Origin of the sequence: Mesorhizobium norvegicum, from assembly GCF_004919685.1 — a bacterium.
GTDB classification, from domain to species: Bacteria; Pseudomonadota; Alphaproteobacteria; order Rhizobiales; family Rhizobiaceae; genus Mesorhizobium; species Mesorhizobium norvegicum.
Genome location: NZ_SMYZ01000060.1, coordinates 12,144 through 25,567 on the forward strand (window position 1 = coordinate 12,144; position 13,424 = coordinate 25,567).

The window sequence follows — 13,424 nt, forward strand, 5'->3', positions numbered from 1 at the left end:
AGGGAACAGCGCTATGCTGACTGGCTACACCGATCGCCTCAGTGCCCGTCCGGGCGAGACGCTGTCCTTCATGGTCAGCACCGACGCGGCACTGTTCAAGGCCGAGATCGTGCGGCTGCTGCATGGCGACACCGATCCGCGTGGCCCCGGCCGCCGCGAACTCGCTATCGGCGCCGAGGTGGATGGCGAGTACCCGGGTGTTGAGCAGCAGCTTTCTCCTGGCTCCTGCGTCATCGTTGCCGATCATGCGAAACTGCGGCTGGCTGGCGACTTCACTCTGTTCGCCTGGATTCGCCCAACGCGATTGGCCGCCGGCGAACAATTGATCCTGTCCAAGGAAGGGCCTGGCGATGCCGGCTATGGGTTTGGCCTGACCGACACCGGCAGGCTGTTCCTGCGCCTCGGCGCGGTGTGCATCGAAGGGACATCGCCGATACTGGAGCAGCGCTGGCACTGGGTTGCCGCGCGCTACGACGCTGCCAGTGGCTCGGCCCGGCTCTCGGCCGGCTTGTCCGCGCGCGATCAGTCGCTTGTGGGCGATTTCGGCGGGGCAGGGCATTTGTCGCACGCTGCAACCTCTGACGCGCCACTGCTGATTGCCGCGTCGATGCGCGATGGCCGGCGCGGCGGCTTCTACAACGGGCTGATCGCCGATCCCTGCATCTTCGGCAAATGCCTTGATGACGCCGAGCTTGGTGCTCTGGCGAAGCGTGTCGACGTCACGGACTTGCCGCAGCCCTGCATCGCCGCCTGGGACTTCAGTGTCGGCAGCAGTGGTACGATCGTTCGCGACGCTGGTGGGCTGGGGTTGGACGGCGCCACGCATCAGTCGCCGGTGCGCGCCATGACCGGACCGCACTGGACCGGCGAGACGGATGACCCAAGAATCGATCCGCGCGGCTACTCGGCGATCCATTTCCACGAGGACAGCCTGTCGGATGCCGGCTGGCGGCCGAGCTTTGTCTTCACCGTGCCGGACGATCTGCCGAGCGGCATCTATGCGGCCCGGCTGACGGCGGGCGATGAGACCGACGACCTGCCTTTCCTCGTCTGCCCGCCGAAGGGGGTTGCAACGGCGCCGCTGGCGCTGCTGGTGCCGACCTTCACCTATCTCGCTTATGGCAACGAGATGTGGGGCGAATACGGGCTGAACTGCCTCTACGACCATTATGTCGATGGCGCGGGGGTGCCGCTTGCCTCGCAGCACCACCCGATCAAGACCTTCCGGCCCGGGCGCGGCTTGCTGAAATCCGTAGCCGGCGCGCGTTTCGGCCGGCATCTCTGCGCCGATCTTTATGTGGTGGACTGGTTGGGCGCGACCGGTCAGCCGGTCGACATCATCACCGACCACGAATTGCACCGCGAAGGTGCCGCGCTGCTGTCGCGCTACAAGGCGGTGATGACCGGATCGCATCCCGAATATGTCTCAGGCCAGATGCTCGACGCGCTGGAAGCCTATCTCGGCGCCGGCGGCAGCGTCGCCTATCTCGGCGGCAACGGGTTTTACAGCGTCACCTCGCTGGCCGAGGATGGCAGCATGATCGAGGTGCGGCGGCCCAACGGGACGCGGCCCTGGTCGTCCAATCCCGGCGAAGGCCATCACGCGCTGACCGGCGAACCCGGCGGCCTGTGGCGGTTTCGCGGCCGCGCGCCGCAGCGCCTGGTCGGCGTCGGCTTCACCGCGCAAGGATGGACCTCGCGTGACGATTGCGGCTTGCCGCGCCCCTACCGGCAGACAGGCGACCGCAGCCATCCGCTGGCGGCGGAACTGCTTTACGGCGTCGGCGAGAGCGAGGCGATCGGCGATTTCGAAACGCTGGGGCTCGGCATCGGTGCGGCCGGTGACGAGGTGGACCGCGCCGACGCCGCACTCGGCACGCCGGCGCATGCGCTGGTGCTGGCGACGGCAACCGGGTTTTCGACCGACTACCAGTTGGTTATCGACGAGCGCCGCCAGGTCAACGAAGCCTCGACGCTTGCCGGCGATCCGCAGGTGCGGTCCGACATCGTCTGCTTCGAAACCGCCGCAGGCGGCCTCGTCTTCTCGGTCGGCTCGATGCAGTGGTTCAGTGCGCTCTCGCACAATGGCTACGACAACACCGTCTCGACGCTGACGAGGAATGTGCTGAAGCGGATGCTGCGTTAGGCGAGTCGTTCGCCTAACCCGAGATGGCTGCGGATCACCTGATTGAGCTTGTGCAGGGCGCGCGGGATCTGTTTGTCTTCGGTCGCCGCATAACCGATCATCAACCCGTGCTCTGGCGCGCCGTGGATATAATGCGCTGACAGGGGCGTGACGTTGACACCGGCCCTGAGCGCGTTTTCGACGATGGCGACATCGCCGACTGGGGTGCGAAAGCGCCATGTCGTCTGCAGGCCGTTGCCTTCGTCGAGCTGTTCCATCACGTCGCCGAACAGCGCTTGGGCATGTCCGCACAAGAGTGCCCGCCTGGCCGCGTACAGGCGCTTCATGCGCCTGGTGTGGCGGGCGAAGTCGCCGTTGCGGATGAAGTCGGCAAGGGCAGCCTGGGTGGCCAGCGGGGCCGCCGTACCCATCAGGAAGTTCGCCTTGCGCACCGGTCGCACCACTTCGCCGGGAAAGATGATGAAGCCCAGCCTCAGGTCGGGCAGCATCGTCTTGGCGAACGAGCCGACATAGATGGTGCGATGATCGGCATCCTGTGACTGCAACGTGGGCACACGGTTGCCGCTGAAGCGGAACTCGCTGTCGAAATCATCCTCGATCACCCAGGCGCCGGTTTCGGCGGCGAGCTGCAGCAGACGCAAACGCTGTTCGATGCGCATGGTCGAGCCGAGCGGGAACTGGCAGGACGGGGTCAGGTAGATCAGTTTCGGCCGTATCGCCGCGATCGTGTTGAGGTTCCAGTTGCGTCCATTCACATCAAGTGGCGCGATGCGCGCGCCCGCCGCGCCGAAGGCGCCGTGCGCACCGGTATAGCCCGGCTCCTCGATCATGACAGGATCGCCGGCATCGATCAGCAGATGCGCCAGCAGCGTGAAAGCGCTCTGCGCGCCGCCGGTCACCATGATCTGGTCCGGCTGGCATTTCACGCCGCGCGACGACTGCATGTACTGGGCGATCACCTCGCGCAGGCCCTGATGGCCGCCATAGCTGTGGTAGCCGAAGGTTTCGCCGGCGGTGTGGCGCATATGCTTCGACAGCAGGCGGCGCCAGATGGTGAAGGGAAATGACCCGGCGTCAGGCAGGCCGGGCTGCAGGAAATGGCTGCCTGGAAAACCGGTTTCATGACGCAAGGTGACCAGCGCCTGGCCGCGCCGCGAAAGACTGTCCTGAAGCCGCGGCAGCGGTTCGGCGTTGCGTCCGCCGCCGGCGGAAGGCAGCGGCAGCACCCTGGCGCGCGCACCCTTGCGGGTCTCGATATAGCCTTCCGTCTCCAACTGCTCGAAGGCGGCGATGGTGGTGGTGCGCGACAGGCCAAGATCGGCAGCCAGCGCCCGCGTGGAAGGCAGCCGCGTGCCGCTTCTCAGCACACCCGCCGTGATCTGGTCGCGGATCCGGCGATAGAGTTGCTGGAAGATCGGAACCTGGCCATGCTGTTCGAACCCGGTCGGGTCGATGGCGATATCGCGGATCGGCTCGCCCAAACTGGTATCCTCACTTTGTCTGTTTCTGGCGATTTTCGGACAGTCACCAGTCTCCTATCGTTCCGGCATCGAGACCGAAGTCAAGCTGGAAGGCAGGGCCATGACCACGCAGATGCTGAGAAATTCCGCCGGGGATGCCGAGGCTGCCGCCAAGCACCTGATCTTCCCGCTGGTGCCGCGTGAGGACATGCAAGCCTATGGCCCGAGCATCCTGATGTCTGGCAGCGGCGTACGCGTCACCGACCAGCATGGCACGACGATGCTGGATATGATGAGCGCCACGACGCGCGCGGGCTCGCTCGGCTATGGCAATCGCGAAATCGCGCAGGCGATGTACGACCAGGCGATCACCATGCATTATTCGGGCGCCGGGCGGAACACCAACGCGGCGGCCGCCCGGCTGGCGGAGAAGCTGACCGAGATCACGCCCGGCCGGCTGAACCGCGTGACCTTCACCTCCGGCGGTTCGGAAGCGACGGAAACCGCGCTGAAGATCGCCAAGCAGTATCTGCAGCAGAGCGGCAGGAAGCCGCGCGCCTTCAAGGTCATCTCGCGCTGGAGCGCCTATCACGGCGCGACCATGGGCGCACTGTCCTGCACCGACTGGCTGGCGGTGCGCGACGTGCCCGATCCGCGCGTACCGGGCCACAGTTTCGTCGCCAACCCGATGCGTTACCGCAACCCCTACGGGCTCGACGAGGAGACCTATTCAGATATCTGCGTCGCTCATCTTGAGCGTCAGATATTGCTTGAGGACCCCGAATTGGTCGCCGCCTTTATCGGTGAGCCGTTCCAGCAGGCCAACGGCGTGCAGATCCCGATGCCGAGCTATTGGAAGAAGGTGCGCGCGCTGTGTGACAAATACGGTATCCTGCTGATCATGGACGAGGTCATCACCGGCTTCGGGCGCACTGGCACCTGGTTCGCCACCGAACAGCTCGGCATCGAGCCCGACATCCTCAACATGGCCAAGTCGATGGGCGCCGGCTACGCGCCGATCGGCGCCGTCATGACCCGCGACGAGATCGCCGACGGCATCAGCCATTTCCGTCATGTCCACACCTATGCCGGCCACGCCATCTGCTGCGCCGCCTCGCTCAAGGTAATCGAGATCATGGAGCGTGAGCGCCTTGTCGAAACTTCCGACGTGCTCGGCCATCAATGGCAGCAGGCGATGAAGGACGCCTTTGGCGATCACCCTATCGTCGGCGACATACGCGGCCGCGGTTTCTGGCAGGCGATCGACTTCACCGCCGACAAGGCAAGCCGGGCCGCCTTCACCGATGACACGGTGGTGGCGATCGCCAGGCGAGCGCGCGAACTCGGCGTCATCGTAGGCCCGATCGGCACCGCCATCGAGATCGCGCCGGCGCTGATCGCCACACGCGAGGACCTGGCCGAGTGCACTCGCGCGATGGCACAGGCGATTGACGATGTCGCACGCCAACGCGGCCTTGCTGGCAACTAGCGGCGGACGATGGCGTGCTGGAAGGCGTCTCTGCGTTTGAAGCATACTGACGCACACAATGCGTCATGGTGAGAACAAAAAACGGGATTCGCGAAATTGACGGGAGGGTCGAGTAACTCGATGATTTCACGACTGAATTCCGGACATGCAGGTTTTCGCATATCGGCGTTTCGTCTAAATGGCCCGCAGAGGTCAGCAGTGCCTACGCACACCAACAAATCGGCCAGCTACAGGGGACATCTCACAGTGAACGTCGCAAGCCCGGATCAAACCAGGCCGGATCAGACCAGGACAGGATCGCAATCGGCCGCCGGCCCACTGGCCAGGGGCGCGGTGCTGCTCGGCATCGACCATGTCGGCAAGCGCTTCGGTCTCGGCGAGGGGCAAATCACCGCGCTGGACGACGCCAGATTCGAGATTTCCGACAACGAGTTCTTCACGCTGCTCGGCCCGTCGGGTTGCGGAAAGACGACTCTGCTGCGGATCATCGCCGGTTTCGAGCATCCGACCGAGGGGCGTATCCTCCTCGACGGCCGCGACATCGGCCACGAGCCGCCGTTCAAGCGGCCGGTCAACACGATGTTCCAGAGCTATGCGCTGTTTCCGCATCTCAACGTGCGCCAGAACATCGCCTACGGGCTGGAAATGCTGCGCTGGAAGCCGGCCGACATCAAGCGCCGCGTCGACGAGGTGCTCGAGCTCGTGCAGATGCCGGCCTTCGCCGACCGCCGCACCACGCAGATGTCGGGCGGCCAGCAGCAGCGCATCGCGCTGGCGCGGGCGCTGGCGCCGCGGCCGCGCGTGCTGCTGCTCGACGAGCCGCTGTCGGCGCTCGACCTCAAGCTGCGCAAGGCGATGCAGAGCGAGCTGAAGCGGCTGCAGAAGGAGACGTCGCTGACCTTCGTCATGGTTACCCACGACCAGGAGGAGGCACTGGCGCTGTCGGACCGCATCGCGGTGATGAACAAGGGCAAGGTGCTGCAGGTGGGGACGCCCGAAGAAATCTATGCACGACCGAGGACCTGTTTCGTCGCCGACTTCATCGGCGAGGCGAACCTGATCCCTGCAGGCCTTGTCGGACTGGCCGACGGCCATACGATCTCGATCCGCACCGAGCAGATCTCGGTGCGCTCGCGCCCGGCCACGACAAGGCGCAGCGTCGAGGCGATCGTCACCGCGTTGACCTTCCTTGGCGCCGACACGCTGATCGAGGCGCGTTGCGCCGGCGATGTGCCCATCAAGGCGCGGGTGCGCGGCGCCGTATCGGGCCTGGCTGTCGGCGACCGCGCCGACTTTGCCTGGGATCACTCCAGCGAGTGGCTGCTCAGCGAATGAACGTCCGGTTGACCACCATCCTGCTGCGCTCGCCGGTCCTGGTGACCATGGTGCTGTTCATGCTGGCGCCGATGGCGCTGGCGGTCGTCTATTCCTTCATGACCAACGGCGCCTATGGCGGCGTGCGCATGCCGTTCACGGCGCTCGCCTATCGCCAGCTGCTGTTCCAGGAGGATTTCGACGGCAATCTGGTGTTCTCCACCGGCTATCTCGCGATCCTGTGGCGCTCTGTGCTGCTGGCCGCGACCACGGCGCCCAAGACATCGATGGCTCCCTGGTGGACATGGGTCACCACGTCCGTGATGTCGTCCGGACCGAGCCCTTCTCGGCGCATGAGAGACTGAAGCGCGTCAGCGGCCGGATGGGTGTGCCGGCAGGCGGCGTGCCATTTGAAGGACGTCTCCTCGGTTGCCCAACGGCTGCCGAGCCCTTCCGTCAGGCGGGCCGGATCGGCATCGTTGGACATGCCGGCCGCCATCCCCTTTTTTCCTTCGAGGATCTGCGCGGCCCCCTTGAAGCCATCGCGCGCCAGATAGGCAGAAAACAGGCCGTTGGCGGCCGCTCGGGCCGTATGAAGCTGCTTGGAATCGGCGGCATCGCGCAGGAATTCCCAGAGCCCTGCCGCCTGGGTGCCGGCGGAGCCGAGCGCATGGTTGAGGCCGGCTGCGTCCAGCCCGATCAACTTGCCGACCGCCGCGGCCGCGGCGACGGCGCCAGCCGTGCCGGTGGTGTGGAAGATCTCGTAGTGCGAGCGTCCGAGGAACTCGCCAACACGAATCCCCGTCTCGTAGCCGGCTATGCAGGCAGTCAGGATGTCGCGGCCGGACTTGTTCTCCGCCTCCGCAACCGCCAGGACGGCCGGAAAGATCACGGCGGCCGGGTGAAAGACCGAGCCGTTGTGAACGTCGTCCTGTTCCACGACATGGGAGGAAGCGGCATTGACCATCGCTGCGAAATAGGGGCTGGTGCGCCGCCGCGTCGGGATGATGGTGCTTGGACCGTCCGCCGGTCCCATCGCACGAGCGAAGCCGTCGATCATCTCGACCTGGTGCGCGCCCTTGCCGGCCAGCGCCGAGCCGAGCCAGTCGATCATCAGTCCTTTCGCGAAATGAACGACGCGCGGCGGAATTTGCTCGAAGTCGAGCTCGGCAATGAAGGCGCAGAGCCTGGCGGTCGGCCAATCGGCTGTGTCCGTGCTCATCTGTTGCTCCTCCTTTGCATGTCCTTTAGACCAAAGCGGCCCGGCGCAGGACCTGCCTTGCACGTTCGATGACCGGCCGATCCACCATCTCGCCGTTCACCTGGCTGGCTTCGCCGGACGAGGCCGCGCCAATGATGTCTCGTGCCCATGTGATGTCATTTTCGCTCGGGCGAAAGCCATTGCGAATCGGCTCGATCTGCCTCGGGTGAACAGCCATCTTGCCGCCGAAGCCCATCTTCATGGCATGGCGGGCGTCATCCTCGGCTGTTTCGGGACTGCTCAGGTCGGTCGTCACGCCGTCGATCGGCGCGGCGCGGCCAGCCGCGCGCGAACGCCAGACGATTTCGTTGCGCGCCACAAGCAGGATCAGCCGATCATGCGCGCAACCGAGATCGAGCGAGAAGTCGACCGAGCCGAAGGCGACGGCAACAACGCCGGGCCTGGCCAATATGTCCGGCAGGTTGGCGAGGCCGACGGCGCTCTCGACCAGCGCGATGACGGAAACGCTGCGTGCCATCTGGCTGGTCATATTGGCAATGTCTTCCGGCCGCTCGGCCTTGGGCAGCATGACGGAGACGCCGTCGAGATGCCTCACGGCGTCGATGTCCGGTTGGTGCCAGGGTGTGCCGGCGGCGTTGATGCGGACGACGACCGGAGTTTTTAGCGCGGTCGCATGAGCAAGAACTGCTTCCCTAGCGCGCTCCTTGTCGCCAGGGGCGACGGCATCCTCGAGGTCGAGAATGACCGCGTCCGCGCCCCTGCTGTCGGCCTTGGCAAACCGCTCCGGCCGCGAGCCCGGCACGAAAAGCGGCACGACAGGCGTGACGAAGTTCACCATTGCGCCGTGGCCTTCACCGTCACATGGCCGTCGACCGACCGTACCTCGAGAGCCATGCCGTCTTGGCCTGGGGATGTTGCGCTCAGAAGCAGGCGCTGTGGGCCGGTCGCCGGATGCACGCCGCGGAATGAGAAACGGCGCGGCGACTGACCGACAATGGCGGTGGCGAAGTTCATCAGCAGCGTCGCTTGCAGCGGACCATGGATGACGAGCCCGGGATAGTGCTCGACCGTCGTGGCATAGGGCGCGTCATAGTGGATGCGGTGCCCGTTGAAGGTCAGCGCAGAATACCGAAAGAGCAGCACCGGATCGACGTCAACCGAAAGCTCGTGCGGTGCGGCCGGGGTTGGACTTGCTGGCGTGGCAGGGCGCGCAGCAGCAGCTTCGGCGGCGCGATAGACGATGGTATGGTCCTCCTCGATCACCGGACCGGTGTCGTTGGCAATGTCGTGCCGGACCGTGACGAAGGTGAGCGGGCCGGTGCGGCCCTGCTTCTCCTCGATGGCGGTCAATGTCGAGCGACGGCGGATGCGGTCGCCGGAGCGGATCGGGGCCATGAAACGCACATCGCTGGCCGCCCACATGCGGCGCGGAAGTGGCACCGGTGGCAGGAAGCCGCCTTTGGCGGGGTGCCCGTCAGGTCCGAGTTCGCCCCTGTCGGCAATATCGGGCGTCAGGCACCAGTGCAGTCCGGGCGGGGCCGCGCCCTCGGCAATTTGCGCTGCGTGGTCCCCAAGCGTGGCGCCAAAGCTTGCCAACAGGCGCGGGGTCACAACATCCTCGACCTCGTGTGAGCGTCCAACCCATTCCTGCAGCGTGGTTGTGTCCAGGCTCATGAGCTCCCTCGTCAGGCGGCGAATTCGGACCGGATCCGGTCCGTGTCGGCGCCAAGGGCGGGAACCCTGGGGACCGTTGCGAATCCCTCCGACCGCCCTGCCGGCATCGGCACGGAGATGCGCCTGCCGTCCGGCAGCGCCACCTCTGTCCGGCGCAACGCCTTGTGGTGCGGCAGGTCGTGCATTGCGCTGACCCGGCCCCAGGCGATCTGCGCCTCGTTGAGACGGTTTATGGCCGCTTCGCAGTCGATTGCCGCGAAGATCGGTTCGATCTCGGCGTCGAGCGCCGTGCGGTTGGCTACCCGCCAGGCATTGGTGGCGAAGCGTTCGTCGGCGAACAGATCCTGTCTTTGCAGCACAAGGGTGCAGAAGCGCTTCCATTCATTGTTCTGCTGGATGGACACGACGACGCTGCCATCCCGACAGGCATAGGGTCGATAGGGGTAGATCGAAGCGTGCGCCAGGCCATATCTCTGCGTCTCGCGGCCCGCATATTCGTAATGCAGCAACGGCACAGTCATCCAGTCGGCCATGGCGTCGAACATGGCAATTTCGACTATGCGGCCGCGCCCGGTCTTCTCGCGCGCCAACAAGGCTTCGAGGATCGCTGCATGGGCATTCATGCCGGTGGCGATGTCGGCGGCGGAAACCCCGATCTTGCTCGGCGTGTCGGGTGTGCCGGTCACCGCGCAGATGCCGCTTTCCGCCTGCACCAGCATGTCGTAGGCGCGCATCGCCGCGTAGGGCGTGTCCTGCCCGTAGCCGACGATGTTGATGGCGATCAGCCGAGGAAACTCTTTCGCTATTGCATCGGCGGAGAGGCCGAGCCTGTCGATGGCGCCCGGCGCGAGATTCTGCACGAGAACATCGGCGCGCGCGACCATCCGGTGCAGCAAAGCGAGATCGTGCTCGGCCTTCAGGTCGAGCACCGCGCTTTCCTTGCCGCGGTTGAGCCAGACGAAGTAAGCCGACATGCCGTCAACAGTGGAATCGTAATGACGCGCGGTTTCGCCTTCCGGACGCTCGATCTTCACGACGCGCGCGCCAGCGTCGGCGAGGCGGACCGTGCAAAGCGGAGCGGCGACCGCCTGCTCGATGGAAACGACAAACAGGCCCTCCAGCGGGCGTGCGCCATCAGACATTGCGCTGCACCCCGGAGCGGGCGAGCACACCAGGCTTCAGCCGCTCGTTCTTGCCGTAATCCTCGGCGGCGTGGAAGAACAGGCGTGGCGTGCCGTCGATGTCTTCGAGCCGCTTGCGGTAGGCGTCCAGATAGGCCTTGCGGCCATCGTCGCCGACGCGGCCCGGCATATAGGCGACAAAGGGCGGCAGCACGTCGAAGCCTGAGTAGCGCAGCAGACCATTGTGGATCGGCCACAGCACCGTGAGGATGTCGCCATCGATGCCATCGGGCGCGTAGGTGTCGGCCGATGTGCCCGTGGTCGCGGCCACCATGGCGAGCTTTCCCCTGAACATGCCGGTGTCGTATTTGCGGCCCGGCAGATAGGCAAAACCGCGCGCGAAGACACGATCGGCCCAGCCCTTGAGGATTGCAGGCATGCCGAACCACCAGACCGGGAACTGGAACAGCACGAAGTCCGCCCGCTTCAGTCTGTCGATCTCGGCGCTGATATCGGCCGACAGTGCGCCGGCCTCGTAGGCGGCGGTCTGCTCGCGCGGCAGGCTGAAGAAGTCCGCATCGTTGCGCTCGCCTGATATGTCGCCCGGCCCTGCGACAGGATTGAAGCCCATCGCGTAGAGGTCGCTGACGACCACATCGTGGCCTGCGCGGGTCAAGGTCTCCTCAGCCAGGTCCTTCATGGCGCCGTTGAAGGATTTCGCTTCCGGGTGTGCATAGACGATGAGGACGTTCACGGCGGCACCTCTTAGTAGGAACGCGGCAGTCCAAGCACGTGCTCGGAAAGGTATGACAGGATGAGGTTGGTCGAGATCGGCGCGACCTGATAGAGACGCGTCTCGCGGAACTTGCGCTCCACATCGTACTCTTCCGCGAAACCGAACCCGCCATGCGTCTGGATGCAGACATTGGCGGCTTCGTTCGAGGCGTCGGCCGCCAGCATCTTGGCCATGTTCGCTTCGGCGCCGGGGTTCTTGCCGGCCTGGTAGAGGTTCAGCGCCTCGCGCACCATCAATTCGGCCGCGCGCATGTTGGCGTAGGCCCTGGCGATCGGAAACTGGATGCCCTGGTTCTGGCCGATCGCCCGGCCGAACACATGCCGCTCCTTTGCGTAGGTGCTTGCCTTTTCGATGAACCATTTCGCATCGCCGACGCATTCGGCTGATATCAGGATGCGCTCGGCGTTCATGCCCGAGAGAATGTAGCGGAATCCCTTTCCCTCTTCGCCGATCAGGTTTTCGGCCGGCACGCGCAGATCGTCGAAGAAGACTTCGGTGGTGGCGTGGTTCATCATGGTGCGGATCGGCCGGATGGTGAGGCCGTTGCCAACGGCTTCGCGCATGTCGACGATGAGGACGGAGAGGCCGTCGGTCTTCTTCATACCGTCCTTCAGCGGCGTGGTGCGGGCCAGGAGCAGCATCAAATCCGAATGCTCGGCGCGGCTGGTCCAGATCTTCTGGCCCTTGACCACGAAATGATCGCCGTCGAGGCGAGCAGTGGTCTTGAGCGCCCCGGTGTCGGTGCCGCTGGTCGGCTCCGTGACACCGAAGGCCTGCAGGCGCAATTCTCCCGCGGCGACCTTCGGCAGGTATCGCTGCTTCTGCGCTTCCGAGCCGTGGCGAAGGAGCGTGCCCATCGTGTACATCTGGGCATGGCAGGCACCGCCATTGCAGCCGGCGCGCTGGATTTCCTCCAGCACGGCAGCGGCGGCCGAAAGCGGCAGGCCCGAGCCGCCATACGCCTCCGGGATCAGGATCGAGAGCCAGCCGGCCTCCGTCAACGCCGCGACGAATTCACCGGGGTAGGTCATGTCCCTGTCGAGCGCGCGCCAGTATTCGCCGGGAAAGCGCGCGCACAGCCTGGCGACGGCATCGCGAATGTCCTGATAGGATTCCATAAGGTTTGTCCGGCTTTCGTCTTGCTGCGGCCTCACTATCGCGCCTCCATGTCCTGTCAGCAATGCAAGGCGGACGTGAGCAGATATAACGGAATTCGAATGCTTATGGCGGAGGGCCGAGAAGCTGGCCAACCCAGACGGCCCGCCCGACAAGATCCTTGGCGATGTCCTCGATCGCTTGTCCGGCAAACCGCGCCAGCCGCGAGGCAGGCCGGTCCGCCGGGTAGGCAAGGATCAGGCGGCGCACGGGCACAGGATCGATCAATGGCGCGGCGGTGAGCAGCCCGGCGGTCACGTCGGCATGGATGGGAGCGAGCGGCAGGATCGTCCAGCCATGGCCATTGCGCACTAGGTCCTTCAGCGCCGAGTACGAGTCCGCTTCGATGCCGACATCGAGCGTGATGCCGGCATCCGTGGCGCTGCGTTCGACGATGATGCGCAGCCCGTGCTTGATGCTGGGCAGCAGCAGGCGCTTGCCGGCGAGCGAGGCGAACGATACGGCGCGTACGGTCGAAAACCCCGCGTCCGGCGGTCCGATCAGGAAGAGGTTTTCCAGGAGCAGCGGGCGCGAGCGCAACGAACGGGCCATGCGTGGGTCATAGAGCACCGCGACGTCCACCTCGCCGCGGTGCATCCAGTCCAGTAAATAGCCTGTGTAGGCACTGACAAGTCTGAGTTTGGCCTTGGGGTGGGCCTTGCCGAACGCGGCAGCCAGCGGCAGCGAGATAATGTCGGCAACGGTGGGTGGCAGGCCGATGGCCACTTCGCCGGTCAGCGGCGCATCGGCGGGCGTGGCCGTGGCGCGGATCTCGTCGATCTCGGCCATCACGCGCATGGCGTGCGTCAGCACCTCCTTGCCCTGCTCGGACAGCACCATGCCGCGTCCGTGGCGCAGGAAAAGGGCAAAGCCCAATTCCTCCTCCAGCATGCGCACCTGCCGGCTGAGCGCCGGCTGCGCGATGTGCAGCCGGTCGGCAGCCTTGCTGAGACTGCCGAGTTCAGCGACGTGGATCAGGGTGCGCAGCTGCGATAACTCCATGAGCTATCGAATATCATTATATCTGGTCACGAGAAAGGGACGAAG

At 65.2% G+C, this 13,424-nt stretch carries 11 protein-coding genes; 3 read left to right on the plus strand and 8 right to left on the minus strand.

The annotated features are described in order from the left end of the window. The first annotated feature begins 13 nt into the window (after positions 1–13). On the plus strand, positions 14–2,146 hold the full coding sequence (locus tag FCU66_RS24360; RefSeq protein WP_168992015.1) for a LamG domain-containing protein: 2,133 nt from the start codon (positions 14–16) through the stop codon (positions 2,144–2,146). Here FCU66_RS24360 and pdxR read toward each other — a convergent pair. Then, positions 2,143–3,627, minus strand: a complete 1,485-nt coding sequence (gene pdxR, locus FCU66_RS24365; protein WP_136620178.1) for a MocR-like pyridoxine biosynthesis transcription factor PdxR — start codon at positions 3,625–3,627, stop codon at positions 2,143–2,145. The two genes, FCU66_RS24360 and pdxR, sit on opposite strands and share 4 nt — an antisense overlap. Here pdxR and FCU66_RS24370 point away from each other — a divergent pair. Together FCU66_RS24370 and FCU66_RS24375 are read left to right on the plus strand one after the other, a co-directional pair. After that, entirely contained in the window at positions 3,599–5,095 is a 1,497-nt protein-coding gene (locus tag FCU66_RS24370) for an aminotransferase family protein (RefSeq protein WP_136620177.1), read from the plus strand. The genes pdxR and FCU66_RS24370 overlap by 29 nt on opposite strands. Before the next feature lie 318 nt (positions 5,096–5,413). Then, positions 5,414–6,430, plus strand: a complete 1,017-nt coding sequence (locus FCU66_RS24375) for an ABC transporter ATP-binding protein (protein WP_425462866.1) — start codon at positions 5,414–5,416, stop codon at positions 6,428–6,430. Positions 6,431–6,635: 205 nt separating this feature from the next. Here FCU66_RS24375 and FCU66_RS24385 read toward each other — a convergent pair whose 3' ends face one another. The 7 genes from FCU66_RS24385 to FCU66_RS24415 form a co-directional block, all read right to left on the minus strand. Next, entirely contained in the window at positions 6,636–7,631 is a 996-nt protein-coding gene (locus FCU66_RS24385; RefSeq protein ID WP_246093998.1) for an MmgE/PrpD family protein, read from the minus strand. 25 nt (positions 7,632–7,656) lie between these two features. Then, complete coding sequence (locus FCU66_RS24390) at positions 7,657–8,469, minus strand: HpcH/HpaI aldolase/citrate lyase family protein (RefSeq protein WP_136620174.1); 813 nt, start codon at positions 8,467–8,469, stop codon at positions 7,657–7,659. Next, positions 8,463–9,305 carry an HTD2 family dehydratase gene (locus FCU66_RS24395; protein ID WP_136620173.1) on the minus strand — a complete coding sequence of 281 codons (843 nt, stop codon included), beginning with the start codon at positions 9,303–9,305 and terminating at the stop codon, positions 8,463–8,465. The genes FCU66_RS24390 and FCU66_RS24395 overlap by 7 nt, the downstream gene beginning before the upstream one ends. A gap of 11 nt (positions 9,306–9,316) precedes the next feature. After that, positions 9,317–10,447 carry a CaiB/BaiF CoA transferase family protein gene (locus FCU66_RS24400; protein ID WP_136620172.1) on the minus strand — a complete coding sequence of 377 codons (1,131 nt, stop codon included), beginning with the start codon at positions 10,445–10,447 and terminating at the stop codon, positions 9,317–9,319. Continuing rightward, entirely contained in the window at positions 10,440–11,180 is a 741-nt protein-coding gene (locus FCU66_RS24405) for an NAD(P)H-dependent oxidoreductase (RefSeq protein ID WP_136620171.1), read from the minus strand. The genes FCU66_RS24400 and FCU66_RS24405 overlap by 8 nt, the downstream gene beginning before the upstream one ends. Positions 11,181–11,191: 11 nt before the next feature. After that, positions 11,192–12,340, minus strand: a complete 1,149-nt coding sequence (locus tag FCU66_RS24410) for an acyl-CoA dehydrogenase family protein (RefSeq protein ID WP_136620170.1) — start codon at positions 12,338–12,340, stop codon at positions 11,192–11,194. Positions 12,341–12,443: 103 nt separating this feature from the next. Next, positions 12,444–13,379 carry a LysR family transcriptional regulator gene (locus FCU66_RS24415; protein ID WP_136620169.1) on the minus strand — a complete coding sequence of 312 codons (936 nt, stop codon included), beginning with the start codon at positions 13,377–13,379 and terminating at the stop codon, positions 12,444–12,446. Between the last annotated feature and the right edge of the window lie 45 nt (positions 13,380–13,424).